Annotated in this window: 26 protein-coding genes and 1 pseudogene; 16 read left to right on the top strand and 11 right to left on the bottom strand. The window is 58.6% G+C overall.

Annotated elements, in window-relative coordinates:
• Window positions 1–171 precede the first annotated feature (171 nt).
• On the top strand, window positions 172–747 hold the full coding sequence (locus tag AC5SEM_RS18890; RefSeq protein ID WP_495471022.1) for a hypothetical protein: 576 nt from the start codon (window positions 172–174) through the stop codon (window positions 745–747).
• On the opposite strand, the gene AC5SEM_RS18885 is transcribed toward AC5SEM_RS18890, so the two are convergent.
• Both AC5SEM_RS18885 and AC5SEM_RS18880 read right to left on the bottom strand, forming a co-directional pair.
• Window positions 744–1,925 carry an aminotransferase class V-fold PLP-dependent enzyme gene (locus tag AC5SEM_RS18885; RefSeq protein WP_495471021.1) on the bottom strand — a complete coding sequence of 394 codons (1,182 nt, stop codon included), beginning with the start codon at window positions 1,923–1,925 and terminating at the stop codon, window positions 744–746. The genes AC5SEM_RS18890 and AC5SEM_RS18885 overlap by 4 nt on opposite strands.
• Window positions 1,926–1,955: 30 nt before the next feature.
• Entirely contained in the window at window positions 1,956–2,192 is a 237-nt protein-coding gene (locus AC5SEM_RS18880; RefSeq protein ID WP_003227425.1) for a DUF3820 family protein, read from the bottom strand.
• Window positions 2,193–2,397: 205 nt separating this feature from the next.
• On the opposite strand from AC5SEM_RS18880, the gene AC5SEM_RS18875 reads away from it, so the two are divergent.
• On the top strand, window positions 2,398–2,865 hold the full coding sequence (locus tag AC5SEM_RS18875) for a ferritin-like domain-containing protein (RefSeq protein WP_034153383.1): 468 nt from the start codon (window positions 2,398–2,400) through the stop codon (window positions 2,863–2,865).
• A 389-nt stretch (window positions 2,866–3,254) separates the two neighbouring features.
• On the opposite strand, the gene AC5SEM_RS18870 is transcribed toward AC5SEM_RS18875, so the two are convergent.
• Together AC5SEM_RS18870 and AC5SEM_RS18865 are read right to left on the bottom strand one after the other, a co-directional pair.
• Window positions 3,255–3,725 carry a MaoC family dehydratase gene (locus AC5SEM_RS18870; RefSeq protein WP_003227420.1) on the bottom strand — a complete coding sequence of 157 codons (471 nt, stop codon included), beginning with the start codon at window positions 3,723–3,725 and terminating at the stop codon, window positions 3,255–3,257.
• 42 nt (window positions 3,726–3,767) lie between these two features.
• A complete protein-coding gene (locus tag AC5SEM_RS18865) occupies window positions 3,768–4,712 on the bottom strand; it encodes an alpha/beta hydrolase (protein WP_495471020.1) in 945 nt (314 codons plus the stop codon).
• A 200-nt stretch (window positions 4,713–4,912) separates the two neighbouring features.
• On the opposite strand from AC5SEM_RS18865, the gene fadD2 reads away from it, so the two are divergent.
• Both fadD2 and fadD1 read left to right on the top strand, forming a co-directional pair.
• Window positions 4,913–6,601 carry a long-chain-fatty-acid--CoA ligase FadD2 gene (fadD2, locus tag AC5SEM_RS18860; protein WP_495471019.1) on the top strand — a complete coding sequence of 563 codons (1,689 nt, stop codon included), beginning with the start codon at window positions 4,913–4,915 and terminating at the stop codon, window positions 6,599–6,601.
• A gap of 356 nt (window positions 6,602–6,957) precedes the next feature.
• Window positions 6,958–8,655: a long-chain-fatty-acid--CoA ligase FadD1 gene (gene fadD1 / locus AC5SEM_RS18855; RefSeq protein ID WP_095048180.1), complete on the top strand. Its 1,698-nt coding sequence runs from the start codon at window positions 6,958–6,960 to the stop codon at window positions 8,653–8,655.
• Window positions 8,656–8,887: 232 nt separating this feature from the next.
• Here the strand turns inward: fadD1 and AC5SEM_RS18850 are convergent, their stop codons facing one another.
• Window positions 8,888–9,265, bottom strand: coding sequence for a hypothetical protein (locus tag AC5SEM_RS18850; RefSeq protein WP_007917843.1), 378 nt, complete (start codon window positions 9,263–9,265; stop codon window positions 8,888–8,890).
• A gap of 197 nt (window positions 9,266–9,462) precedes the next feature.
• Between AC5SEM_RS18850 and AC5SEM_RS18845 the strand changes: the two genes are divergently transcribed.
• From AC5SEM_RS18845 to def, 3 genes are all read left to right on the top strand, one after another.
• Complete coding sequence (locus tag AC5SEM_RS18845; RefSeq protein ID WP_008082339.1) at window positions 9,463–9,654, top strand: CsbD family protein; 192 nt, start codon at window positions 9,463–9,465, stop codon at window positions 9,652–9,654.
• A 163-nt stretch (window positions 9,655–9,817) separates the two neighbouring features.
• On the top strand, window positions 9,818–10,768 hold the full coding sequence (locus tag AC5SEM_RS18840; protein ID WP_077574243.1) for a YihY/virulence factor BrkB family protein: 951 nt from the start codon (window positions 9,818–9,820) through the stop codon (window positions 10,766–10,768).
• Window positions 10,769–10,770: 2 nt separating this feature from the next.
• Complete coding sequence (gene def / locus AC5SEM_RS18835; protein WP_495471018.1) at window positions 10,771–11,310, top strand: peptide deformylase; 540 nt, start codon at window positions 10,771–10,773, stop codon at window positions 11,308–11,310.
• A 129-nt stretch (window positions 11,311–11,439) separates the two neighbouring features.
• Here the strand turns inward: def and AC5SEM_RS18830 are convergent, their stop codons facing one another.
• Window positions 11,440–11,859, bottom strand: coding sequence for a GNAT family N-acetyltransferase (locus AC5SEM_RS18830; RefSeq protein ID WP_495471017.1), 420 nt, complete (start codon window positions 11,857–11,859; stop codon window positions 11,440–11,442).
• Between the two features lie 325 nt (window positions 11,860–12,184).
• On the opposite strand from AC5SEM_RS18830, the gene AC5SEM_RS18825 reads away from it, so the two are divergent.
• The 6 genes and pseudogenes from AC5SEM_RS18825 (at window position 12,185) to AC5SEM_RS18800 (ending at window position 17,676) form a co-directional block, all read left to right on the top strand.
• A complete protein-coding gene (locus tag AC5SEM_RS18825) occupies window positions 12,185–13,126 on the top strand; it encodes a fatty acid desaturase (RefSeq protein ID WP_495471016.1) in 942 nt (313 codons plus the stop codon).
• 139 nt (window positions 13,127–13,265) lie between these two features.
• The gene (locus AC5SEM_RS18820; RefSeq protein ID WP_495471015.1) at window positions 13,266–14,057 is read left to right on the top strand and encodes a phosphate/phosphite/phosphonate ABC transporter substrate-binding protein; all 792 of its coding nucleotides are present in this window, start codon (window positions 13,266–13,268) and stop codon (window positions 14,055–14,057) included.
• A gap of 188 nt (window positions 14,058–14,245) precedes the next feature.
• The gene (locus AC5SEM_RS18815) at window positions 14,246–14,773 is read left to right on the top strand and encodes a sigma-70 family RNA polymerase sigma factor (protein ID WP_495471014.1); all 528 of its coding nucleotides are present in this window, start codon (window positions 14,246–14,248) and stop codon (window positions 14,771–14,773) included.
• Window positions 14,770–15,783, top strand: coding sequence for an ABC transporter substrate-binding protein (locus AC5SEM_RS18810; RefSeq protein ID WP_495471013.1), 1,014 nt, complete (start codon window positions 14,770–14,772; stop codon window positions 15,781–15,783). Before AC5SEM_RS18815 ends, AC5SEM_RS18810 begins: the two co-directional genes overlap by 4 nt.
• Before the next feature lie 573 nt (window positions 15,784–16,356).
• Window positions 16,357–17,133: pseudogene (locus AC5SEM_RS18805) on the top strand (PAS domain-containing protein); the annotation flags it as partial.
• A 3-nt stretch (window positions 17,134–17,136) separates the two neighbouring features.
• The gene (locus AC5SEM_RS18800; protein WP_439958830.1) at window positions 17,137–17,676 is read left to right on the top strand and encodes a methyl-accepting chemotaxis protein; all 540 of its coding nucleotides are present in this window, start codon (window positions 17,137–17,139) and stop codon (window positions 17,674–17,676) included.
• Between the two features lie 136 nt (window positions 17,677–17,812).
• Here AC5SEM_RS18800 and AC5SEM_RS18795 read toward each other — a convergent pair whose 3' ends face one another.
• From AC5SEM_RS18795 to AC5SEM_RS18785, 3 genes are all read right to left on the bottom strand, one after another.
• Window positions 17,813–18,358, bottom strand: a complete 546-nt coding sequence (locus tag AC5SEM_RS18795) for a hypothetical protein (RefSeq protein ID WP_495471012.1) — start codon at window positions 18,356–18,358, stop codon at window positions 17,813–17,815.
• A gap of 157 nt (window positions 18,359–18,515) precedes the next feature.
• Window positions 18,516–19,937: an MFS transporter gene (locus tag AC5SEM_RS18790; RefSeq protein WP_495473484.1), complete on the bottom strand. Its 1,422-nt coding sequence runs from the start codon at window positions 19,935–19,937 to the stop codon at window positions 18,516–18,518.
• A 129-nt stretch (window positions 19,938–20,066) separates the two neighbouring features.
• Window positions 20,067–20,507 (bottom strand): PACE efflux transporter, encoded by a 441-nt coding sequence (locus AC5SEM_RS18785; RefSeq protein ID WP_027612586.1) that lies wholly within the window; start codon window positions 20,505–20,507, stop codon window positions 20,067–20,069.
• Window positions 20,508–20,629: 122 nt separating this feature from the next.
• Here AC5SEM_RS18785 and AC5SEM_RS18780 point away from each other — a divergent pair, with 122 nt between their 5' ends.
• On the top strand, window positions 20,630–21,502 hold the full coding sequence (locus AC5SEM_RS18780; protein ID WP_331691825.1) for a LysR family transcriptional regulator: 873 nt from the start codon (window positions 20,630–20,632) through the stop codon (window positions 21,500–21,502).
• Window positions 21,503–21,672: 170 nt separating this feature from the next.
• On the opposite strand, the gene gntR is transcribed toward AC5SEM_RS18780, so the two are convergent.
• Window positions 21,673–22,704, bottom strand: a complete 1,032-nt coding sequence (gene gntR, locus AC5SEM_RS18775; protein WP_122598743.1) for an HTH-type transcriptional regulator GntR — start codon at window positions 22,702–22,704, stop codon at window positions 21,673–21,675.
• Between the two features lie 216 nt (window positions 22,705–22,920).
• Between gntR and AC5SEM_RS18770 the strand changes: the two genes are divergently transcribed.
• Both AC5SEM_RS18770 and AC5SEM_RS18765 read left to right on the top strand, forming a co-directional pair.
• On the top strand, window positions 22,921–23,454 hold the full coding sequence (locus AC5SEM_RS18770) for a gluconokinase (RefSeq protein WP_495471011.1): 534 nt from the start codon (window positions 22,921–22,923) through the stop codon (window positions 23,452–23,454).
• Between the two features lie 82 nt (window positions 23,455–23,536).
• Window positions 23,537–24,892 (top strand): GntP family permease, encoded by a 1,356-nt coding sequence (locus tag AC5SEM_RS18765; protein WP_008082018.1) that lies wholly within the window; start codon window positions 23,537–23,539, stop codon window positions 24,890–24,892.
• Between the two features lie 177 nt (window positions 24,893–25,069).
• Here the strand turns inward: AC5SEM_RS18765 and alaC are convergent, their stop codons facing one another.
• A complete protein-coding gene (gene alaC / locus AC5SEM_RS18760) occupies window positions 25,070–26,287 on the bottom strand; it encodes an alanine transaminase (protein ID WP_495471010.1) in 1,218 nt (405 codons plus the stop codon).
• Window positions 26,288–26,384: the final 97 nt, after the last annotated feature.

Raw genomic sequence — 26,384 nt, 5'->3', positions numbered from 1 at the left:
TTGTTACCAGACACTTCGTTGTGTGTTCTACGGCTTTACGGTGCGCTTGGTCGGTGCACCGTTTTTTTTGCCTTGAAGAAAGTGTCAGGACATCACGCGATACATAGTTACCGCACAGCCGCGTTTGCGTGGCGCTAATCTGCGTTCATCTTACGGAAGAGAGAACGCCTCATGGACGACCATCAATCTGTCGCTTTATCAATCAACGCTCTGCGCCCGCGGCAGTTGCCCGTGGTTGGCAGTTTCGATTGGCACAACAGTATGGGCAAGGTGCGCAACATCAGCGCGGGCATCGAAGGTTTGCCCCTTGTATTGCGGCTGACCCTGGTCGATGCAATGACCGGCGAGCCGGTCAGTGGCGCCGTGGTTCGCATCGAGCAGCACATTGGTACCGACACACTGTGCGGCAGTCAGTCGACCGACAGTAAAGGCATCGTTCGTTTCACCAGCCTTTACCCGGATCGGCAAACTGCCTTTTCGTGCATCGCTCTGAGCGTCGCCATCGCCAATGACGATCAACAGCCGCAGCTGTACCAGGAGGCCTGGGCGGGGCGCCTGCATTTGCCCTGTGCCTGCAATTGCACAGCCGTTGATAACGATGCCGTTCGGCTGGGATTGCGCCCGATCACGGACGCTGGCCCGGAGGACGGCTACTTCGGCAACCTGACGATCGGCGTCGACACCTTTGCACTGTCATCGCAGATCGGCGTGGCGGGCTACGACAAATACCTGATCACAGTGTTTTAGCGCAGCTCGTTCAGCGCGCGGACCAGCAACTGCATGTCGCCAGCGGTGGTGGTCAGGCCCGGTGTAATGCGGATGCTCGGCCCGCTGGCGGCGCCGTTGCGCACCACGGTGAACAGGTTGTAATCGTTGAGCAGACGCTCGGCCATCGCCTGTTGATCATCGTGCCGGGTGAATCGCAGCGATGTGATGCCGCAATACAGCCGAGGATCATCAGGCGTCATTACCTCGATGCCCGGCAAGTGCCGCACCGCGCTGACCCACAGATTGCGCAGATAATTGACGCGAGCGCCTTTGGCCGGCGCACCGCCGAGGGAACGGTGCTCCTCGAACACCAGCGGCAAGGTCATCAGCGCCGGAATGTTGGGCGTGCTGTACGAGGTGCGCGCACGGATGTCATTCACCGGGTAATGCATTTCGCCCATGTCCGGATCGATATCGGCCAAGCGTTGCGGCGCGATATAGAGGAAACCGAGGGTGAGCGGCGCGCCGATCCATTTGTGCAGGTTGTAACCAGCGAAAGCGATGCCCAGTGCTTCAAGATCGAACTCAATCTGGCCGAGCGCATGGGCGCCGTCGAGGATGACATCGACGCCATGTTCCTTGGCGAGCCTGGCGATGGCTTGCACGGGCATGACCAGACCGGTGCGGTGAGTGACGTGAGTCAGGGCCATCAGCTTGATCTTCGGATGACCGACGAAGGCCTCGCGGTAAGTCTCTAGCAGGCTGTCGTAGCTCGCCGGGTGTGCGTGGGCAATCTCGATCACCTCGGCACCGCGATGTCTGGCCAGCCAGCGCATGGCGCCTTTGACCGTATCGTATTCCAGATCACTGATCAGCACCTGATCGCCCGGTTGCAAGCGGTTGTAGTTGCGGATCAGCGACTGCAAGCCTTCGGTGGCGTTGCGGGTGAACGCGACGCTCTGTGCGCGTACGCCAATCAGCTCGGCCAGTTGCGCGCGGATATCGAGGTTGTCGTGCTGCTCGAAACGCTGGCGCACATACACCGAATTACTCGTATTGATCAGCTCGATATTGCGCTGGTACTCCTCGATCACCGTGCGCGACATGCGCCCGAAGTAACCGTTTTCCAGGTTCACGGGGCCGGGTTGAACGTCGTAACGGTCGGCGAACGTTTGCCAAAAGGCTTCGTCACGGGCGCGGCGGGTGTTATCGGGCATGGTCGGCTGACTCTGAGAGAGGAGGGTGCTTCAGTGGCGCGGGGCAGGTTTGCCGTGTTTGGCGCGCAGCGGTTCGAGCAGGTCCGAGAGGCCGTTATGGTCGATCTCCTGCATCAGCGCGAGCAAGCCACCGAGTTCGCCGTGCGGAAAACCTTCGCGGGCAAACCAGTTCAGGTATGGCCCCGGCAGGTCGGCAATGATCCGCCCCTTGTATTTGCCGAAAGGCATTTCGCGGGTGATCAGCAGTTCGAGTTTTTCGGGATTCATCAGGGTTTTCGTCTGGCTTCAAAACAATCAGGAAAATACAGGCATTCTGCATGCAGGCCAAATGACAGATCATGCAAATAACCGTGATACAGATAGTTCACTTATCTTTAAGTTGTTGATTTACAACAGTTTATTAGAAATAAAAAAGCTGGCACGCACGCTGCAATATCCCTTGCATCTTCAACCAATCGCAAGGAATTGAAAAATGACCGACATGAATAAAGAAGCCATCTCTGTACTCAATGACCTGATTGAAACCAGCAAGGACGGTCAGGAAGGGTTCAAGACTTGCGCTGAAGACATCAAACATCCAGAGCTGAAAACCCTGTTTGTCACTCGCTCCGCTGATTGCGCCACTGCTGCCGCTGAACTGCAAGCCGAAGTTCGCAAGCTGGGCGGCGATCCGGAAACCTCCACCAGCGTCAGCGGTGACCTGCACCGTCGCTGGGTCGACGTCAAAGCCATGTTCACCGGCAAAGACGAAGAGGCCGTGCTGAACGAAGCCGAGCGTGGTGAAGACCATGCGCTGAAGGCTTATCGTGAAGCCATCGAGAAGATCAACAAGCACAATCTGGTGGGTATTCGTGACCTGGTTGAACGCCAGTATCACGGCGTGCAACGTAATCACGACCAGGTGAAAGCGCTGCGTAACCAGGCTCGCGCTCGTTCGTAAGCGTTCGCCGGGTACAAAAAACGCCAGCTAGTCTGGCGTTTTTTTATGTCTGGGGGAAAGCCAAAGCAAGGGCCCCTCACCCTAGCCCTCTCCCAGAGGGAGAGGGGACTGACCGAGGTGGATGTTGGAGATACACCGACTTGAGCGATCTGAGGTGAACTCAGGTTCTGAAAAGCATCAAGATCGGCTCCCTTTCCCCCTCGCCCCAGAGGGAGAGGGCTGGGGGAGAGGGGATTGATCGGGGTGTTCTTTCGAGGTACGCCGACCTGAAATATCCAGTCGAACTCAAGATCTGAAAACCACGGAGATCGGCTCCCTTCCCCCTCGCCCCCTTGGGGGAGAGGGCTGGGGTGAGGGGGAAAAGCTCTCACTGACACACCAAAAATCAATCAGCCAATGCTGATCGCCGGCAGCGTCGGCAACGTCACCGTCTGCTGCTTGCGCGGTGCCAGAATCTCCGCCTCACCATCCACCACCAACTCATCACGCTGGTTGAACACACGAGTGGCAATGCGCACACGAAACTTCGGCAGTTTCTCGAGGATTTCCAGACGCACGGTCAGCGTGTCGCCAATCTTCACCGGCTTCTGAAAGCTCATCTGCTGGCCGATATAAATAGTGCCCGGCCCAGGCAACTCGCACGCCACTGCGGCACTGATCAACGCACCGCTGAACATGCCGTGAGCGATACGCTCTTTGAACATGCTTGCGGCGGCGAACTCGGCGTCCAGGTGCACCGGGTTGTGGTCGCCCGACATCGCGGCAAACAGTTGAATGTCGCGCTCTTCGACGGTCTTGCTGTAGCTGGCGGTCTGGCCGACTTCGAGGGCTTCGTAAGGGATGTTGGTAACCTGGGTCATCGGGCTTGATTCCTCTGATGGATTAAATGAATCCACAAAAAATTATTCGCTGCGATGCGGGCGTGGATGGCTCAGGGCCTGATCGATCCAGGCCAGCACATCCGCGATCACTTCGTCGCGGTTGGTTTCGTTGAACAATTCGTGCCGCGCCTGCGGGTAGATCTGCAGTTGCAGGTGCTGGCTGCCGGCCGTGCGCAAGGCATTGGCCAGATCTGTCAGACGCTTGCCTTCACTCACCGGATCACATTCGCCGCCGATTACCAGCAGCGGCAGGCCCGGGTCGATCTGCGCGAGATTGGACGCTTTGCTGATCTGCTGCAAGCCGCCGAGCAGGTCGATCCACAGTTGATTGGTGCAGCGAAAGCCACACAGCGGGTCGTTGGCGTACAGGTCGACCTCGGCCGGGTCGCGGCTCAACCAGTCGAACGGTGTGCGCACCGGTTTGAATTTGTTGTTGAACGAGCCGAACGACAGCCATTCGATCAGCGCACTGCGGCCCTTGCCACCCTGACGCAGTTTTTCCAGACGGGCGATTTGCCGCGCAGCGCGATACAGCGCAACAGGCTGAAAGTTGGAACCACTCAGAATCGCCCCGTGCAGGCTGGCGCTGTGGTGCAGCAAATAACCTTGGGCTAAGTAGCTGCCCATGCTGTGCCCCAACAGGATGATCGGAACACCGGGGTGCTGCTGGCCGAGGTGCTGATTGAGGCTGGCCAGATCGCCGAGCACTTTGCACCAGCCGTCGTCATCGGCGAAGTGGCCGAGGGTTCCGTGATTGGCGGTTTTGCCATGTCCGCGCAAATCCGGGGCGTACACGCCATAACCTTTGTCGCAAAACGTGTCGGCCAGTCGCGCGTAGCGACCACTATGTTCAGCCATGCCGTGGGCCAGAAGGATCACCGCTTTCAACGGCGCCGTAGGCAGCCATTGATTGACGAACAGGCGGCTGCGGTCACTCGCGTCCAGCCATAGGGTGTCGTGGATCATGGCGATTCCTTTGCTCAGAGTCGGATCATTGTATAGCGCGTCTGATCAGCCCACGCCACGGCAGGAAGATTCACACGATCAATGACGGCTTTGTCCATATTTGCCTCAATGGCCATAGCTGCTAGTGTCCGTGAACCTCCGCTTTTTCAGAAATGACAGAAAGCGGCCCCGGATCGGCTCAGGTAAAGAGGACAAGAACAATGCAACCTGATTTCTGGAACGATAAACGCCCGGCCGGCGTACCGCTGGACATCGACATGGGTGAGTTCAAGTCGGTGATCGAGGTGTTCGAGCGTTCCTGCAAGAAGTTCGCCGATCGCCCGGCGTTCAGCAACATGGGCATCACCCTGACCTACGCCGAGCTCGAGCGCCAGAGCGCTGCCTTCGCCGGTTACCTGCAAGCGCATACCGATCTGGTGCCGGGGGATCGCATTGCGGTACAGATGCCCAACGTCCTGCATTACCCGATTGCCGTGTTCGGTGCACTGCGTGCCGGGCTCATCGTGGTCAACACCAACCCGCTGTATACCGCGCGGGAGATGCGCCATCAGTTCAAGGATTCCGGCGCACGAGCACTGGTGTACCTGAACATGTTCGGCCAGAAAGTCCAGGAAGTGCTGCCCGACACCGACATTCAATACCTGATCGAAGCGAAGATGGGCGACCTGATGCCCAGCGCCAAGGGCTGGCTGGTCAATACCGTGGTCAGCAAAGTGAAGAAGATGGTCCCGGCGTATTCGCTGCCGCAGGCGATCTCCTTCAAGAGCGCACTGCGCATGGGCCGCGGCCTGGGGATCAAGCCGCTGAAGGTCAGCCTCGACGACATCGCTGTGCTGCAATACACCGGCGGCACCACCGGGCTGGCGAAAGGCGCGATGCTGACCCACGGCAATCTGGTGGCGAACATGCAGCAAGTGCGCGCCTGTCTCGCCCAACTCGGCCCGGACGGTCAGCCACTGCTGCGCGAAGGCCAGGAGGTGATGATCGCGCCGCTGCCGCTGTATCACATCTATGCCTTTACCGCGAACTGCATGTGCATGATGGTTTCCGGCAACCACAACGTGCTGATCACCAACCCGCGCGACATTGCCGGCTTCATCAAGGAGCTGAAGAACTGGCGCTTCTCGGCGTTGCTGGGCTTGAACACTTTGTTCGTGGCGCTGATGGAACACGCGGATTTCAAGACCCTCGATTTCTCCAGCCTGAAGCTCACCAACTCCGGCGGCACCGCGCTGGTCAAGGCCACCGCCGAGCGTTGGGAGCAGATAACCGGGTGCCGCATCACCGAAGGTTACGGCCTCACCGAAACCTCGCCGGTGGCCTGCACCAACCCGTACGGCGATCAATCGCGTCTGGGTACCGTCGGTTTGCCGGTACCGGGCACGCTGCTCAAAGTCATCAACGATGACGGTGTCGAACAGCCAATGGGCGAGCGCGGCGAGTTGTGCATCAAAGGCCCGCAGATCATGAAGGGCTATTGGCACAAGCCTGAGGCCACGGCCGAAGTGCTGGATGCCGAGGGCTGGTTCAAGTCCGGTGATATCGCGGTGATCGATCCGGACGGTTTCGTGCGCATCGTCGATCGCAAGAAGGACATGATCATCGTCTCCGGTTTCAACGTGTACCCCAACGAAATCGAAGACGTGGTGATGGCCCATCCGAAAGTCGCCAACTGCGCAGTGATCGGTGTGCCGGACGAGCGTTCGGGCGAGGCGGTGAAGCTGTTTGTGGTGGCGCGGGAAACCGGGGTCAGCCTCGAAGAGCTCAAGGCCTACTGCAAAGAGAATTTCACTGCGTATAAGGTGCCGAAACACATCGTATTGCGTGAGTCATTGCCGATGACGCCTGTCGGGAAAATTCTGCGGCGCGAGTTGCGCGATATCGCGTAAAAATCAACGGCTGCGCTGCGCGCATTCGCGAGCAGGCTCGCTCCCACAGGGAAAGATGTGATCCTTGTGGGAACGAGCCTGCTCGCGAATTTTTTTGGCCGATGTCCCCGAAAACCGGGGCTTTCAAGGTGGTCTAGGATTTTTGCTCTAAAATGACTGCTAGATAGTCTTGAGTCATGATAATGACTGTAGGGGCCGCTTTTGGCTCTAGTCGACCCTTGGCAAAGCTGCTACTCTCGGCGCGCTTTGTGACTTCTCGGCCTATATAAAAGCCAGATTCACCAATACCAAACACACACCAATAATAATCGCATCAAATGCGGTGAAGAATTCGCGTTGCTGAGGAGTGGGCTTCCATGATCGAAGACTTTTGGAAGGATAAATACCCGGCTGGAATTGCTGCCGACATCAATCCGGACGAGTATCCGAACATTCAGGCAGTGTTGAAGCAATCCTGCCAACGCTTCGCCAACAAACCGGCTTTCAGCAACCTGGGCAAGACAATCACCTACGGTGAATTGTACGAATTGTCCGGTGCGTTTGCCGCGTATCTGCAACAGCATACCGATTTGCAGCCCGGCGATCGAATCGCCGTGCAACTGCCCAACGTTCTGCAGTACCCGGTGGCCGTCTTCGGTGCGATTCGCGCCGGGCTGATCGTGGTCAACACCAACCCGCTGTACACCGCGCGGGAAATGGAACACCAATTCAACGACTCCGGCGCCAAAGCCCTTGTTTGTCTTGCGAACATGGCGCACCTGGCCGAAACCGTGGTGCCGAAAACCGGCGTCAAACACGTCATCGTCACCGAGGTCGCCGACCTGCTGCCGCCGATCAAGCGTCTGCTGATCAACAGCGTCATCAAGTACGTGAAGAAGATGGTGCCGGCCTATCATCTGCCGAAAGCCGTCAAGTTCAACGACGTGTTGAGCAAGGGCCAGGGCCAACCGGTGGCCGAAGCCAATCCGGACAGCGGCGACGTTGCCGTGCTGCAATACACCGGCGGCACCACTGGCGTGGCCAAAGGCGCGATGCTGACCCATCGCAATCTCGTCGCCAACATGCTGCAGTGCAAAGCGCTGATGGGTTCCAACCTCAATGAAGGTTGCGAGATCCTGATCACGCCGCTGCCGCTGTACCACATCTACGCGTTCACCTTTCATTGCATGGCGATGATGCTGATCGGCAACCACAACATCCTGATCAGCAACCCGCGCGACCTGCCGGCGATGGTCAAGGAACTGTCGAAGTGGAAGTTCAGCGGTTTCGTCGGCCTCAACACGCTGTTCGTGGCGCTGTGCAACAACGAAGGTTTCCGCAAGCTGGATTTCTCCGCGCTGAAAGTCACCTTGTCCGGCGGCATGGCCCTGCAACTGGCCGCTGCCGAGCGCTGGAAAGCGGTCACCGGTTGCGCCATCTGCGAAGGTTACGGCATGACCGAAACCAGCCCGGTGGCCACGGTCAACCCGATCCAGAACATCCAGATCGGCACCATCGGTATTCCGGTGCCATCGACCCTGTGCAAAGTCATCGACGATGCCGGCGTCGAGCAGCCGCTGGGTGAAATCGGCGAGCTGTGCGTCAAGGGCCCGCAAGTGATGAAGGGCTACTGGCAGCGTCAGGAAGCCACCGATGAAATGCTCGACAGCGAAGGCTGGCTGAAGACCGGTGACATCGCGCTGATCCAGCCGGACGGCTACATGCGCATTGTCGACCGCAAGAAAGACATGATCCTGGTCTCCGGTTTCAACGTCTATCCGAACGAACTGGAAGACGTGCTGGCGACCCTGCCGGGCGTGTTGCAGTGCGCGGCCATCGGCGTGCCGGACGAGAAGTCGGGTGAGGCGATCAAGATTTTCATCGTTGCCAAACCAGGCGTGACCCTGACCAAGGAAACGGTGATGGAGCACATGCGCGCCAACGTCACTGGTTATAAGGTGCCGCGCTCGGTGGAATTCCGCGATGCGCTGCCGACCACCAACGTCGGCAAGATTCTGCGTCGCGAGCTGCGGGATGAAGAGCTGAAGAAGATCAAGGCCAAGTCCGCCGCCTAAACACCAAGCCCCGCAGATGCGGGGCTTTTTGTTGGTGTATGCGGGGGAGTTTGCAGTGCCCGGTAAATCCTACCCCCTCACCCCAACCCTCTCCCCCAAGGGGGCGAGGGGGAAGGGAGCCGATCGGGGGGCCTTTCAGAACCTGAGTTCGACTCGATGTTTCAGGTCGGTGTAGCTCGCCCAAACAACTCAGTCAGTCCCCTCTCCCTTTGGGAGAGGGCTAGGGTGAGGGCTATTGACGAAACGGCGCAAAATTCACGTTAGTCCCCGCCGGACGCATGTCCTGCAGATACGAATCCTTGTCCGCACTCAATTCCAGGCTCAATGCCGCTTTACGCTTGCCTTCATTGCGAATCACCAACCCTTCAAGCTTTTCACGCAGAAACACCGTCGGCACTTTCAGGTGCAGCAGTTCATCGGTGGCCGGCGTATGCATCAGCAAGTGAATCCACTCGTACTGACCGATGGCCAGACGCGACACCGGCAGGTCGAACCACCAGATGTTGCGGTTACGGTTCAGTTCGGCGAAGTGGCAGTTGTTGGTGCCGAGCACGGCACCGCCCAGTTCCTTGTTGCGTCGGGCGATGGCCTGCGTTTTATCGAGTTTCATAACATTCCTGCGGTATCGGTTCCTGGCGCTTGGCGCCCATATGTTGCGCATTCTCGGGGCTACGCACGCAAACATAAAGCTCAACCTGCACGCCACGACGAAATGAACCCCCGAAAATAAATGAAACTTGGCGCAAACCCGGCCAGTCAATCATTACGTACTGACTTTTCCCCCTAATTGCACCAAGGAGAAACACCATGAGTAGCACAGGCGATAAAGTAAAAGGCATGGCCAACGAAGCGGTCGGCAACGTCAAGCAAGGCGTCGGTAAAGCCACCGACAACACCAAGCTGCAAGCCGAAGGCAAGATTCAAGAGAAAAAAGGCGAAGCCCAGCAAGCGGTCGGCAAAGCCAAGGACGCGGTCAAAAAAGGTGTCGACAAGGCGTAACTCAGCCTTGAACGAAATACACGAGCGGCCATCCAAGGATGGCCGTTTTTGTGTCAAAAGCCTGCGACGACCCGACGAGGTTCGCCAAACAGGCTAACGTGATGTAAAAAACGCCCCTGAGTCGCCACGACTTCAACCTGTTCTGCGGCGAAAGGAGACGCGAATGATTTTTCCGGACATGAAAGGTCTGCCCCTGCACCGGGTGATGGTGCGCACGGTCACTGAATTCGTCGACGACGAGATGTCGACCTACGCCTCGGCACTGGCTTACCAGATGCTGTTCTCGCTGTTCCCGTTCATTCTGTTCCTGATCGCCCTGATCGGTTTCCTGCACCTGCCGGACTTTTTCTCCTGGCTGCGCCTGCAGTCGGAACTGGTCCTGCCACCGCAGGCGCTGGAGCAGGTCAATCCGGTGATCGACCAGTTGCAGCAGTCCAAGGGTGGCCTGCTTTCCGTCGGTATCGTTATCGCCCTGTACACCGCCTCCGCTGGCGTGCGTTTGATGATGAGCGCAATGAACGCGGCGTATGACGTGGTCGAAGGCCGACCGGTCTGGAAGCGCTTCCCATTGTCGATTGTCTACACCGTCGGCATTGCCGGCATGCTGCTGGTGGCCGCCGCGCTGATGGTGCTCGGGCCGCAAGTCATGGGCTGGATCGCCGCGCAGGTGGGGCTGGAAGATTTCATCGTCACCGTGTGGACCATCGCGCGCTGGCCGGTGATCGTGATTCTGATGATGGTCGCCGTGGCACTGATTTACTACGTGATGCCCGACGTCAAACAGGAATTCCGTTTCATCACACCCGGGTCTGTGTTGGCCGTGGTGGTGTGGATCATCGCCTCGTTGGGCTTTGCTTTCTACGTGAAAACCTTCGCCAACTACAACGCAATGTATGGCAGCATCGGGGCGATCATCGTGCTGTTGCTGTACTTCTACATTTCCGCCGCGGTGCTGTTGCTCGGCGCCGAGATGAACGCGGTGATCGAACACATGTCCAGCGAGGGCAAGGATGCGGGTGAGAAAGTCCCCGGCGAACTCGATGAACATCCCAAACAACACGTCTCGGGCCTGGGCCGCGATCACTCGCTCAAGCCGGACACTGACGAAGTCTGATCATGATCCGTGAAATTCTGAAAATGGGCGACGAGCGCCTGCTGCGCATCGCCCCGCCCGTGCCGGCCGAGATGTTCGACAGCCCTGAGCTGTGGCAACTGATCGACGACATGTTCCAGACCATGGAAAGCGTCGGTGGCGTTGGCCTGGCTGCGCCGCAGGTGGGTGTCGATCTGCAATTGGTGATCTTTGGTTTCGAACACAGCGAACGTTACCCGGACGCTGAAGCGGTGCCGCAGACGATCCTGATCAATCCGTTGATCACCCCGCTGAGTCCACTGACGGAAGAGGGCTTTGAAGGCTGTCTGTCGGTGCCGGGTTTGCGTGGCGCGGTGGAGCGTTATCAGCAGATTCGCTATGAAGGATTTGATCCGAAGGGTGAGCCGATTGTGCGTGTCGCCTCAGGCTTCCACGCACGCGTTGTGCAGCACGAATGCGATCACCTGATTGGCCGGTTGTACCCGTCGCGCATTACCGATTTCAGCAAGTTCGGTTTTACCGAAGTGATGTTCCCGGATCTCGATCCCACTGCTGACGATTGATTCAAGACCCAGCAAATATCCCTGTGGGAGCGAGCCTGCTCGCGAATGCGCAATATCAGTGACAGATTCTGTGACTGACACAGCGCCTTCGCGAGCAGGCTCGCTCCCACATTGGTTTTGCATTGCACATCAGGATTGTGAGGGGGCCAGCTCCATCGCAATCATCGGCTTGCTCCGCGCATACCGGCTCAATCGCTCCGCCATCGCTTGCGGCAGCGCCGGGTCGAACGTGAACCCGCGTCGCTCATAAAACTCACGCAAATCCGGATGGCAGAACAGCCACACCGGCTCGCTCACATCCTCCACCGCCGCCGCGATCAACTGCGCGGCAATCCCTTGTTCACGGCAGTCCGGATCAACAAACAACCCGGTCAACCAATGTCCGCCCGCCACCGGCCGCAAGCACAACGCACCCACAATCTCTCCGCGCCGCGCGACCCACAATTGCGCATCACGAACCGCTTTCATCGAGGACTGGTGACTGCGGTAAAACTTGTTCATCAACGGCCAAAGCGACTCGTCGAGCAGGCTGTATTGGGTGTCGGGCATGGGATCGGACTGTCGGTGGGCAAAGCGGCGATTATAAAAGAACGCACGGCTCTGGATAGGTGTATACCTGACCTCACATCCCCTGTGAGTGGAGTACGCATCATGTCCAAAGGTATGGATTCAAAGAAAGCCGCGAAGAAGAAACCGGCCAAGACCGCGATTGAAAAACGCGCAGAGAAGAAAGCCAAAAAGGTCGACATCTTCGGTCACTGATCACGCCTTTCCGGAGCCCGGTTCTCGGGCTCCTGCCTGCACCCGAAAATAATCTGCAAGATTGCACCGCGTCGTTGCACAGAAGGGCAAGAATCCCGTTCCGAGCAACGCCATGCCCCATTACTTCGACGCCGCCCATCGTCAGCAGATCGAAACCCTGCGCCAACGCTTTACCGCCCGCACCGAATGGCCGACCTGGCTGTTGCTGATCGGCGTTTATGCTGGCTGGTTCGCCATTGTGCTCAACAGTCACTGGCTGGGCCGTGCCTTGAGCACGCTGTTGCTGATCCCGCTGCTGGTGTTGTGGCTGTCGGTGCAGCACGAGTTGCTGCACGGGCATCCGACGCGCTGGGTGCGCTTCAACAAGATCCTTGGCTACGCGCCGTTTGCCGTGTGGTATCCGTACACGTTGTATCGCGACAGTCATTTGCTGCATCACCGCGATGAGGATCTGACCGTGCCCGGCGTCGATCCGGAAAGCCGTTACCTGACCCGCGCTGGCTGGCAGGGCAGTTCGCTGTTTGAACGCAGCTTGCACTGGTTGAACAAAACCGTGCTCGGGCGTTTTTTGATCGGTGCTCCGCTGACGCTGATGGCGCTGGCCAAAGAAGAGTTGCTGCGGCTGAAGAATGGCGAGCGCCAGGCCTGGTTGATGTGGCTGACCCACGGCCTGCTCACGTTATTGATGCTGTGGTTCATCGCCCGTTTCAGCGTGCTGCCGGTCTGGCATTACCTGCTGCTGATCAGCGTGCCGGCGCTGTCGATCGCGATGATCCGCTCCTACTACGAACATCGCCCGCATGTGCAACCCGAGCAGCGCACGGTGTTGAACGAAGCGGGTTGGCCGTGGCGCTGGTTGTTCCTGAATCTGAATTTTCATCTGGTGCATCACGACTTGCCGAAGCTGGCGTGGTACGACTTGCCGACGGTTTACCGGATGCATCGCGAGCAATGGATCGCACGCAGTGGCGGGTTTCTCGTTCAGGGGTATGGCGAGTTCTGGCGACGTCATGTCTTGAAGCCGATCGACAGTCCCGAGCATCCTTACCACTGACCCAAGAACACCACAAAACCCTGTAGGAGTGAGCCTGCTCGCGATAGCGGTATATCAGTAACATTTTCAGTGCCTGACACACTGCTATCGCGAGCAGGCTCACTCCTACATTGAAACGTGCTGCCCGGGAAAAATGTGTATGACCCAACACCACACCGAACTCCTGATGTACGTCGCCCCCGAGCCCATCCGCGCAGCCAATGAGCGCTGGATTGCGCGCATTCTCGAGCAACTTGGCCACACCCGCCTGAGTGCTGAAGGCCTGTCATTGCCCGAACTCTGGTTATCCCCCGATCTGCTGCTCACACAAACCTGCGGCTATCCGCTGATGACTGCATTGCGCGGGCAAGTGCGCATCGTCGGCCGGCCCCGTTACGAACTCCCCGACGCCAGCGCCGGCAATCATTGCAGCCTGATCCTCGGCCGCGCTGACGACCCACGTAAAACGCTGGCGGAGTTGCGCGACAGTCGCGGGGTGATCAACAGTGAGGACTCCAACAGTGGCATGAACCTGCTGCGTCAGCGCTTGGCGCCACTGAATCAGGACGGACAATTCTTCGCCTCGGTCGGCATCAGCGGCGGCCATCGCGAGAGCCTGCGTTGGCTGCGCGAAAACCGCGCCGATCTAGCCGCCATCGACAGCGTCACCTACGCCTATCTGGCGCAACATGCGCCGGAAGAAGTCCGTGCCTTACGGGTGGTTGCGCGCAGTGCCCTGAGCCCGACCTTGCCGTTCATTACGGTAGGTAGCGCTACGGATGAGCAGATCGAGCAGCTCCGACAGGTAATGAATAAAACCTTGCGCGAACTCCCTGATGTCGTGGAGACCTTGGGATTGCCTGAGGTGTTTGCGGCCAGTGAGCGCGATTATCAAATCCTGCTCGACTATCAGCGTGAGGCTGAAGGACTTGGCTATGGCCGCTTGCGCTAAGGATCGCAGCCTTCGGCAGCTCCTACAGGGGATCGGTGTAGGAGTTGCCGAAGGCTGCGATCTTTTGATCTTTTATTTGCAAATGGAATATAAAAATTCGTTTTAAGTATTTTTAACGAATAAGGCGCCTTGCTACGATCGCGCCACCGGAACACCGGACATTCAGCGACCCCTAACCAGGAGCCCCTATGTCCGGCGCCGAGCTTTGCCATCGCAACACCGTGGACGATCTGTTTCGCGCTCACTATCGCTGGCTCTGTGCTTACCTGCGCGGGCATCTGCACGACGCGGCCGGCAGCGAAGACATCGCCGCCGAAACCTTCGCCCAATTGCTTGAAGCCCCGGCACTGAGGGCCATCCGCGAACCCCGCGCCTTGCTGACGACCATCGCCCAGCGCCTGCTCTATCAACGCTGGCGACGCGGTGATCTGGAGCGTCGTCATCGCCAGCAGCTTGCTGTCGATTACGCCGTCTCGCCTGAAGACCTGGTCACGCTATCGCAAACCCTCATCCGCCTCGATCACAGCTTGCAACGCTTGCCCGCCAAGGTCCGCACGACGTTTCTGCTCGCCCGTATCGATGGCCTGACCTACCCGCAAATCGCTGCCGAACTGGGCATCTCCCAGCGCTCGGTCAGCGAGTACATGAGCCGTTCCCAAGCGCTGTGCGATCGCCACAGCGCCAACCAATCCCTGCAAGACAAGAGGTCCGCATGAGATCGATCAAAACCCTGCTCGGCACTTCGCTGCTGGCGTTGAGCCTGAGTGTTGGCGCTGTTTCGGCGACGGAAAAAACCGCGCCGATCCACTTCGGCGACATCACTTGGGAAAGCGGCAGTTTCATCACCGAAGTGCTACGCCTGATCGTTGAAAAAGGTTACGGCTACCCGACCGACACGTTGCCTGGCAGCACCGTCAGCCTGGAAGCGGCGCTGGCGAAAAACGATATCCAGGTGATCGGCGAAGAATGGGCCGGGCGCAGTCCGGCGTGGGTCAAAGCGGCCGCCGAAGGCAAGGTGTTCGGTTTGGGCGACACGGTCAAAGGTGCCACCGAAGGCTGGTGGGTGCCGGAGTATGTGATCAAGGGCGACCCCGAGCGCGGCATCAAAGCGTTGGCGCCGGAGTTGAAGTCGGTGGCGGACCTGCCGCGCTACAAAGACGTGTTCCGCGACCCGGAAGACCCGTCTCGCGGGCGTTTCCTTAACAGCCCGACTGGCTGGACCTCGGAGATCGTCAACAGCCAGAAGCTCAAGGCTTATGCGCTGAACGACAGTTTCGTCAACTTCCGCACCGGCTCGGGCGCGGCGCTGGATGCCGAGGTGGCGTCATCGATCAAACGCGGTAAACCGGTGTTGTTCTACTACTGGTCACCGACACCGCTGCTGGGTCGGTTCAAACTGGTGAAACTGGAGGAGCCGCCGTTCGATGCCGAGGCCTGGAAAACCCTCGCCGATGCCAATAACCCGAATCCCAAAGGCACCCGTTCGATGCCGGCGAGCCTGGCGATCGGTGTGTCGGCGCCATTCAAGGCGCAGTACCCGGAACTGGTGACGTTCTTTGAAAAGGTTGATTTGCCGATTGATCTGTTGAACCAGACGTTGGCGGGAATGAGCGAAAAACGTTTGCAGCCGAGAGTGGTGGCGCAGGCGTTTTTGCGTGAGCAGCCGCAGGTCTGGAAGCCTTGGGTGCCTGCGGAGGTGGCGACCAAGGTGAGTGCAGGTTTGTAGATTTTTCCTGATGTTTTGGTAGTGCGACGACTATTGCTATCGCGAGCAGGCTCACTCCTACATTTGATCGTGTGAACATCGCAGATCAAATGTAGGAGTGAGCCTGCTCGCGATGGCCATCCCCCGATACAACGCCCCGCGCTGAACCGTTTCTTGTGCAAAAAGTGCCAGATACTGGCCGACTAGTGGCCTTGCGCAGGCCTTTGCACTGGCTATGCTTCTCGTAACTAACTATGTCGACCGTCATGTCAAAACATGGCAGAAACGCATCGTTGGTCCGTGAATTCATGCTGCCAGAGTGCGCAACCCAAGGCACCGACACTGAACCAACAAGGAGCGTCGCTTACATGGAAGTTCTTCAACGCGTTAGGGCTGGCCCGCGTGCGGGCTATCAAGAGAAGGATGTCTTGATTAGAGCGTCGCTGCATGGACGCTCCGATTGATCATCATTTATCACCTGACAACTTCCTCCCGTGGAGGAATGCGTGTGCCTGTTCTGTGGAACGTAGTGGTGGATCGTGAAAGAACTGAACTTTCATCAAATCAAAAGTCCGCGCGGAAGGTGATACAACCATGTTCAACCTACATCACAAGGCTGACCTGCAGGAAATCGAGCGCTTCAGCTGCGCCCTGACCGAGGCCAACGCCAAACTGGCCGCGATCAGCCGTTCGATGGCCATGATCGAGTTCAGCCCTGACGGCATCGTTCTCGATGCCAATGAAAACTTCTGCAAGACCATGGGCTACAGCGCCGATGAAGTGCGTGGCAAACATCATCGGGTGTTTTGTGAAGAGGCTTTCTATCGCAGCGAGGAGTACGCCAAATTGTGGCGTGACCTGGCGCGCGGTGAGCCGATCAGCGGCACTTTCCTGCGCTTGAACAAGGCCGGCAGGGAAGTCTGGCTCGAAGCCAGTTACATGCCGGTTTATGGCCCGGACAAACAAGTCCGCAGCGTAATCAAAGTCGCTGCCGACATCACTGCTCGAGTGAATAAAGAACACGAAGAAGAAAGCATGCTGGCGGCGATCAGCCGCTCCATGGCGGTGATCGAGTTCACCCCGGAAGGCAACGTCATTTCCGCCAACGACAACTTTCTGCAAACCATGCAGTACTCGCTCAACGAAATCGTCGGCCATCATCACAGCCTGTTCTGCCATCGTGCCGAAGCCGAGTCTGCGCAGTACAAGGCATTCTGGGCCTCACTCAATCGCGGCGAATATCACTCGCACCGTTTCGAGCGCAAGAACAAGTCCGGGCACATGGTCTATCTGGAAGCGTCGTATAACCCATTGTTCGACGCCAAGGGCCGCCTGTACAAAGTGGTCAAGTTCGCCAGCGACATCACCCATCAGATGACTACGTTGCAGAACGCTGCCGAATCGGCCCACAGCACTTCGGTACAAAATGACGCCTGCGCGCAAAAAGGCTCACAGGTCGTGCAGCAAACGGTGCAGATCATTCAGGACATTTCCCGCGACCTCAACGAAGCGGCGGCGAGTATCGATGCGGTGAGCAAACAGTCAGACATCATCGGTACCATTGTTCAAACCATTCGCGGCATTGCCGATCAGACCAACTTGTTGGCGCTTAACGCTGCCATCGAAGCGGCGCGGGCCGGTGAACATGGGCGTGGTTTTGCGGTGGTCGCGGATGAGGTGCGCAGCCTCGCGGCGCGGACCAGTCAGGCGACCCTGGAAATTGTCGATGTGGTACGCAAGAACCATGACCTGTCGCTGAGTGCGGTGTCGAGTATGCAGTCGAGCCTGAGTCGTACCGGGCTTGGCGTGGAGCTGGCGAACGAGGCGGGGGCGGTGATTCAGGAGATTCAGCAGGGCTCACGGCATGTGGTGGATGCGATCAGCCAGTTCAATGAAACCCTGCAATTGAACTGATCTTTCCTGAACACACAAAAAACTGTGGGAGCGAGCCTGCTCGCGAAGGCGGCGGAACATTCAACATCTACGTTGATTGGTTCACCACCTTCGCGAGCAGGCTCGCTCCCACATTTGATTTCAGGCGACCTGGAGATCAGAGTGCGGCGAGAAACTTGTCCGCCTGCTTGTCACTGTCCTTCACATCGTTGTCTTTTTCCGCCTGCGCCAGCTTCATCTTGTCCTGCAAGCGCTCGGCGATCTCTTTGCCGATGGCCAGTTGTTTCTCCGGCGGCATGGCTTTGATGTCGTCTTCGGTCAGCCCCATCGACTGCAGGATACTGTCGCGCAGACGCTGTTCCGGCGTCTTGCTCATGTAGTCCTTGAATTCATCGGTGGCGGATGTTGCCGAGGCGCTGGTGGCGTCGGTCGATTGCAGGTTCACGCGGGTCTTGGCGAACGCTTCGTCGACGTTATCGCTGATGCGAGTGGCTTCGCTGACTTGCTGGGTGGCGATCTGCGTGGCCGAGTCCTGCACCTTGGCGGTGGCTTCGGCGGTTTGCGCCTGGGTCTGGTTTTGCAGGGTTTGCAGCATGGCGCCGTGCAGACCTCCTTGCAGACCGGCTGCGGCGATGGACGTCGCATCGTCATTCAGCGCTTTGGGCAGATGAATGATTTGCTGTTGTTTGGCACTGATCAACATGATGTGTGGACCTGTAGGTAATTACTTGACTGCCGTATCACAGCAATTACCGTGCCTTCTGAATAAATCCTTTTATTTCAACAACTTGATCATCAGTCCGGTGTTCGCGGCGGTCATCCATTGCCGATAAGCGGCAGAGGGTGACCGTTGCCAACCATCAGCGATGCGCAATATTCTCCAGCGCCAGATTGCGCGTGCGCGGACCGAACCAACCGATGGTCAGCATCACGATCAGCATGCTACTGACGATAAACGCCAATACCCCCGGTGTGCCGAAGTTGTCGAGAAACAGGCCGATCAACAGACTGCTGAACACCGTCGACAAACGACTGAACGAATAACAGAAACCCACCGCCCGGGCGCGGATGTTGGTCGGGAACAGTTCGCTCTGGTACGAGTGGTAACTGAAGCTGAGCCAGGCGTTGCAGAACGTGATCATCACCCCGCAGAAGATCAGCCCGAAGGCGCTGGTCTGCAGGGCGAACAAGGTGCCGAAGGTCATCGCGCCGAGGGCTGAACCGACGATCTGCCATTTGTTCTCGAAACGGTTGGCGAATTTAACGAACAGCAGCGGCCCGAGCGGGTAGGCGAGGGTGATGATGAACGCGTACATCAAACTGTGGGTGACGCTGACGCCCTGGCCGGACAGCAACGCCGGCAACCAGTTGCCGAAACCGAAGAAACCGATGGCCTGAAAGATGTGGAAGACGATCAGCATCAACGCGCGGCGGCGATACGGTGGCTGCCAGATATCGGCAAAGCGGCCCTTGCCTTCGACGTCGACCGGGACCGTTTCGGGCACGTCCAGTGGCTTGCCGTGATCCTTCTCGCAGCGTGCTTCGATGCCATCGAGAATCCGCTTGGCTTCATCAAAGCGGCCATGCTGCGCGAGCCAGCGCGGCGATTCCGGCAGACGCTTGCGCAGCCACCAGATAAACAGCGCAAACACCGCGCTGGCCAACACCACCCAGCGCCAGCCGGACACGCCGAATGGCGCTTGCGGCACCAGCCACCACGACATCAGCGCCACCGCCGGCACCGACAGGAACTGCACGAAAAACGCAAAGGCAAACGCCGAACTGCGCATGCGCTTGGGCACCAGTTCCGAGAGGTAGGCGTCGATGGTTACCAGTTCGATCCCCAGACCGATGCCAACCAGAAAGCGCATGCAAATGATGCCCAGCGCTGAACTCTGAATGCCCATCAACACCGTCGCCACCGTGTACCAGACCAGGGCAAAGGTGAAGATCGCGCGGCGGCCGAAGCGATCCGCCAACGGGCTGAGCAGGCTGGCGCCGAGGAACAGGCCGAGGAACGTCGCCGAAGCAAACGCTGCTTGATCAGAGAAACCGAACACACCCTGATTACCGGTGGCAAAGATGCCATCGCGAATCAGCCCGGGGCTGATGTAGGCAGTCTGGAACAGATCGTAGAGTTCGAAGAAACCACCGATCGACAGCAGCGCTACCAGCCGCCAGATCGTCGCGACCGCCGGAAGGCGATCAATTCGGGCGGACACCTGAGCGGCGCGGATCGGGTCGATGCCGTCGCTTTTGCGCGGCGGCGGGAGCGTGTGCAGTCATGGGCAGGTCCATTTTTTATTGATGGAAAAGCTTAGCCTGCTATCGGAGTTCGCGGATTGTGAATATCGGCGGTTTAACCTGCTAAACCGCTGATTTCTTGCAATATCTGCTTACGAATTAACGATTTATGCCGCAGCCGTCGAATCCGGTAGCGCCGAGGCCGGCAAGCCGAAGATCCGGTCGAACAGCCAGTTGAAGGCGAACGTGTAGCAGGGGATGAAAATGATCAGCGCCAGATCCAGCAGAAACGCCTGCACCAGACTGATGTTCATCCACCACGCGATCAACGGAATCAGGAACACGATCAACGTCAGTTGAAAACCGACCGCGTGAGCGATGCGTCGTTTCACCGTGCGGGTGCGCGATTGCTGGCGGCTTTCCCAGTGCTCGAACAGCGAGGTGTAAATGAAATTCCAGGTGACGGCGATGGTGGTGATGATCACCGCCAATGGCCCGGTGCTGCCTGGCGAGGTGCCGGACAACAGCGCCAGACCGAGGGCGGAGAAGGTCATGCCGATCACTTCGTAGAGCGACACATAGACCAGTTTGCGTTTGACGCCTTGCATGGGGATTTGCCTCTTTCTTGCCGTTTGTTGGCCAGTGGGACTGGCGAAGGCGGCGAAAGATAGCTTCAATAGGGCTGACAGAAAAAGTCAGCTACTTTCAGTTCTATTGATAGGTGTTTGAGGTGAATTTCAACAGCGACAGCATCGAGCTGTTTCTTGCCGTGATCGAGCGTGGCTCGTTTTCGGCGGCGGCGCGTGCGTTAGGTCGGGTGCCTTCCGCCGTCAGCATGGGTATTGGCAACCTTGAGGCCGAACTCGGTTATCTGCTGTTCGATCGCAGTCATCGCGAACCGCAACCCACGGCGATGGCGCTGTCGCTGGTGCCGCACGCACGGCTGATCGCCGAGCAACTCAAGCAACTGCAAGTGCATGCCGTGGAATTGTCATTGGGGCTGGAGAGCAAGTTGTCGATCGGCGTGGTCGCGGACATCGATCGCCGTCGTTTGCTGGCGGCGATCAAGGTGATCGCCGAGCGGCATCCGCTGCTCGACATCGAAGTGCTGACCGCGCCGCAGGATGACGTGCTGGCGATGCTGCACAGCGGCCGCGTCAGCGTGTGCCTGGCGTTTGCCGGGTTGAGCATGAATGTGCTGGAGCGTTTTCAGTTTGTCGGCAGCGAGCGGATGATCGCCACACTGGCGGCGGACAGCCCGCTGTTGCAGGGGCAGGATGTGTTTCTCGAGGATCTGGTGCATGTGCGGCAGATCATCGTCGCCAGCCGGGACTTGCCGATCAGTGAGACGCGGCCGTTGGTGGCGGAGTCGTACTGGCGCACGGACAGCCTTGAAACGGCGATGGAAATGGTCGAGGCGGGATTGGGCTGGGGCAATTTTCCGCTGTCGGTGGTGCAGCCGCGACTGGACAGCGGACGGCTGAAACGGCTGAATTTCCGCAACATCGAAAACGGACTGGTGATGCCGGTGCATGCGGTGTGGCTCAAGAGCCAGCCCTTACAAAAAGGCGCACTGGCCCTCGTTGACTTGCTCAGCCATTGAACATTGCGCAGATCCCCTGTAGGAGTGAGCCTGCTCGCGATAGCGGAGTGTCATTCAACACATGCGTCGCCTGACACACCGCTATCGCGAGCAAGCTCGCTCCCACAGGGGATTGTGTTTCAACTCAGCATTTGTGAGCACCACATAAAACCTGCGGGGGGGCGACAGCGTCAGGTACTTTCGCGGATCTTCAGTTCAAAGCCCATGTCTTCTACCGGGCGCGCCACGCTGTTACCGGCCATCAACGTCAGCATCTGCTCCGCCGCGCGCCGGCCGATCGCTTCACGCGGGGTGTTGATGCTGCTCAGGCGCGGCACCATGTGCTCGGACATCGGCAAGTCGTTGAAACCGAGAATCGCCACTTGCTCGGGAATCTTGATGCCGTTGCGCAACGCTTCCAGCAACGCACCCTGCGCCAAATCGTCGTTACCAAAAAAGATTGCATCAACATCCGGATGCGCCGCGAGCAACTGCAAAAACAATTCCCCGCCCAAGCCCACCGACGAAGAGCGAGGCGTCAGCACTTCCAGATCCGGGTCATAACGGCCGGCCTTCTGCAGCGCTTTGCGGAAACCTTCACCACGCAACAACGTGCGCTGATCAAGCTGCGCACCAATGTAAGCCAGGCGTTTGCGCCCACGAGAAAGCAAATGCTCGGCCGCCGTTTCACCGGCACTGAGCTGCGAGAAGCCGACGCAATTCACCCCGGCGGCGCTGTCCAGTTCCATCATGTACACGCAGGGAATGTTGCTCGCCTCGATCATCCGCCGCGAACTTTCCGTGCGATCAAACCCGGTCAGCAAAAATCCACGCGGCTGATAAGCCATGTAGTTGCGCAGCAGATTTTCTTCTTCATCGCGCGAGTAGTGGAAGTTGCCGATCAGCACTTCGAAGCCCTTGGGCGTGAGCACCCGATGAATGGCTTCCAGCGTATCGATGAACAGCAAGTTGGATAACGAAGGCACCAGAACCACCACCGAATGGCTCTGCGCCGAGGCCAACGCGCGGGCGGCAGGGTTCACTACGTAGTTGAGTTCGAGGGCGGCTTTCTGCACTTTTTCCACAAGTTCCGTGGCGACCGTGCTGACCCCACGCAAGGCGCGGGAGGCGGTAATCGGGCTGACACCGGCCAGGCGGGCAACTTCATTCAGGGTGGGACGGCCAGTGGTGCGAGTGTTTTTATCGTTTTTAGGGGAGGTCATCGGGCGGCTTGCCAAACAAAAATCAAGGCACTAAGGTAGCGCTGTCCTGATGCAGCTGTAAATGCGTAAGCGAGGTCCTGCCTGATCTTCGCTTTTTGGCGTTGGGAACAAACCTGCTGCAACCCAAAAAAACGACAAGAAGGCGTCGGCAACTTCTGCCTGTGCACTAGAGTCATAGCTAGCAAAGGTAGCGCTGTCTGCGCGCTGAGGTGTTATATGAGTCATCCCATCACCGCCCTGGTCATCATGGGCGTTGCCGGTTGCGGCAAGACGTGCGTCAGCGAGGCCCTGTGCCAATTGAGCGGCGCCACTGCCATTGAAGGCGATACTTTCCATCCGGCCGCGAACATCGAAAAGATGAGCGCGGGGATCCCCCTGGACGACGACGACCGTGCCGGCTGGCTCGACAGCCTGTGCGATGAACTGCGTCGTGTCGATGCATCGGGCAAACGCCCAGTGCTGACCTGCTCGGCCCTTAAACACAGTTATCGCGAAGTGTTGCGCAGTGCCTTGCCGGGCCTGGGCTTCGTGTTTCTTGAATTGACCCCTGAAGTTGCCGCTGAACGTGTGTCCCATCGTCCGGGCCACTTCATGCCGGCCACGTTGATCGAAAGCCAGTTCGCCACCCTCGAGTCGCCCAAGGGCGAACCGTTGACCCTGGCCCTGAATGCCTCGATCCACAGCGTTGAAGAACTGGCGTCCCAGGCTCACGTCTGGTGGCAGGCCCACGGTCTGAAGCAGGCGGTATGAGTGTGTTGAAAGAGATAGCGCTGTCCTCCCGACTTCTGTTTAACCCGCTTTAATAACAACAACAATCCAGGAGACACCCCCAATGTTTGGCATGTCCCATGAGACGTTCCTGCTGCTCGATGCAGTGGTCACGGTAATCGGCCTGATTATCCTGATCACCAAGTTCAAGATTCACCCGTTCATTTCCCTGACCATCGCCGCCGCGTTCCTCGGCCTGACGTCGGGCATGCCGATCGGCACCATCATCAAGGCGTTCCAGGACGGCTTCGGTGGCGTGCTCGGTTTCGTCGGCATCATCCTTGCGTTGGGCACCATGCTCGGCAAAATGATGGCCGAGTCGGGCGGGGCGGATCAGATCGCCCAGACCCTGATCCGGGCGTTCGGTAAAGACAAAGTCCAGTGGGCAATGATGTTCGCCGCGTTCCTGGTGGGCATTCCGCTGTTCTTCGAAATCGGCTTCGTATTGCTGATTCCGCTGGTGTTCATCGTTGCGCGCCGTACGGGCGTGTCGATCATCAAGATCGGTATCCCGCTGCTCGCTGGCCTGTCCGCCGTGCACGGTCTGGTGCCACCGCACCCGGGTCCGCTACTGGCCATCGGTGTGTTCGGCGCTGACATCGGCAAGACCATTCTTTATGGTCTGATCGTTGCGCTGCCGACCGCGATCATTGCTGGTCCGATCTTCGGTACGTTCATCGCCAAGCACATTCCGGGTCACCCGAATCAGGAGCTGGTCGATCAACTGGCCCGTGAAAACGACGACTCGACCACGCTGCCGAGCTTCAGCATCACCCTGATCACCGTGCTGTTGCCGGTGTTCCTGATGCTGCTGAAAACCTTCGCTGACGTGGCGCTGCCGGACGGTCACTTCTTCCGTACCTGGATGGACATGATCGGCCACCCGATCTCGGCGCTGCTGCTGGCCTTGCTGCTGTCGCTGTACACCTTCGGGCACAAGCAGGGCATCGGTTCCCAGCAGATGCTCAAGTGGCTCGACGCAAGTCTGGCGCCAACCGCCGCGATCATCCTGATCATCGGTGCTGGCGGTGGCTTCAAGCAGATGCTGGTGACCAGCGGCGTGGGCGACGTGATCGGCCACATGGCGGTCAGCGCGCAGATCTCGCCGATCCTGCTGGCGTGGCTGGTGGCGGCAGTGATTCGTATCGCTACCGGTTCGGCGACTGTGGCGACCATCACTGGCGCGGGCATTGTGGTGCCGGTGGTGGGGATGATTCCGGGCGTTAACCGTGAGCTGCTGGTGCTGGCTACCGGTGCCGGCTCGTTGATCCTGTCCCACGTGAACGACGCCGGTTTCTGGCTGGTGAAGCAGTACTTCAACATGACCGTGGCCGAGACGTTCAAGACCTGGACGGCGATGGAAACCATCCTGTCGGTGGTTGCGTTGGGCTTTATCCTGCTGCTGTCGCTGTTCGTTTAAGCGACGCTTTGCAGGCACAAAAAAACCGCAGCGATGCGGTTTTTTTGTGGGTGAAATTTCGAGGCCGGACACATTCCCTTGTAGGAGTGAGCCTGCTCGCGATAGCGGTGTGTCAGTGCCATTTACGGTGACTGACACACCGCTATCGCGAGCAGGCTCACTCCTACAGGTTTTGCGTTAGCCGCCAGTTTTTGCGACTAAGCCATCCGCCCGGAACATCCCGCGAATCCCGCGCACAGCCTGACGAATCCGGTCCTGGTTTTCGATCAGCGCAAAGCGCACATGGTCATCGCCATACTCACCAAAGCCGACCCCCGGCGAGACGCACACCTTGGCCTCAGCCAGCAATTTCTTGGCAAACTCCAGCGAACCCAGATGCGCGTACTGGTCAGGAATCTTCGCCCAGACATACATCGACGCCTTTGGATTTTCGACCATCCAGCCCAGTTCATGCAGACCTTTGACCAGCACGTTACGGCGCTGGCGATACTGCTCGGCGATGTCGCGCACGCATTGCTGATCGCCTTCCAGCGCAGCAATCGCCGCCACTTGCAGCGGGGTGAAAGTGCCGTAGTCGTGGTAGCTCTTGATCCGCGCCAAGGCGTTGACCAGTTCCGGGTTACCGACCATGAAACCGATGCGCCAGCCGGCCATGTTGTAGCTCTTCGACAGAGTGAAGAATTCCACCGCAATGTCCTTGGCGCCCGGCACCTGCATGATCGACGGGGCTTTCCAGCCGTCGTAGACGATGTCGGCGTAGGCCAGATCGTGAATCACCAGCACGTCGTACTGCTTGGCGAGGGCGATCACCCGCTCGAAGAAATCCAGCTCCACACACTGCGCGGTCGGGTTCGACGGGAAGCCGAGGATCATCATTTTCGGCTTCGGAATCGAGCCGCGAATGGCCCGTTCCAGTTCGTCGAAGAAGTCCACGCCCGGCACCAGCGGCACCGAACGCACCTGGGCGCCGGCAATCACCGCACCGTAGATGTGAATCGGGTAGCTCGGGTTCGGCACCAGCACGGTGTCGCCCTGATCGAGGGTCGCCAGCATCAAGTGCGCCAGGCCTTCCTTGGAACCGATGGTGACAATGGCTTCGCTTTCCGGGTCGATATCGACCTCGTAGCGCTGCTTGTACCAGTTGGAAATCGCCCGGCGCAGGCGCGGAATGCCCTTGGACGTCGAATAACCGTGGGTGTCTTCGCGTTGCGCAACCTGTACGAGTTTTTCGACAATGTGCGGCGGCGTAGCCCCGTCGGGGTTGCCCATGCTCAAGTCGATGATGTCTTCACCACGACGACGCGCGGCCATCTTCAGCTCGGCGGTGATGTTGAAAACGTAAGGGGGGAGTCGATCTATGCGCGCAAAGCGGCGCGGCGAACCTTGTTCGGCCATTGTTGCCTCGGATAACGTAAGCGCCCGGAACCGTCCGAGCGACGCTGGTCACTGCGGTGACCTGTGGCGGAAGATAAGGTCAGTGATGGCATACTGT

This window comes from Pseudomonas sp. CH61, assembly GCF_059429415.1.
This window is presented reverse-complemented; position numbering and strand designations above follow the sequence as displayed.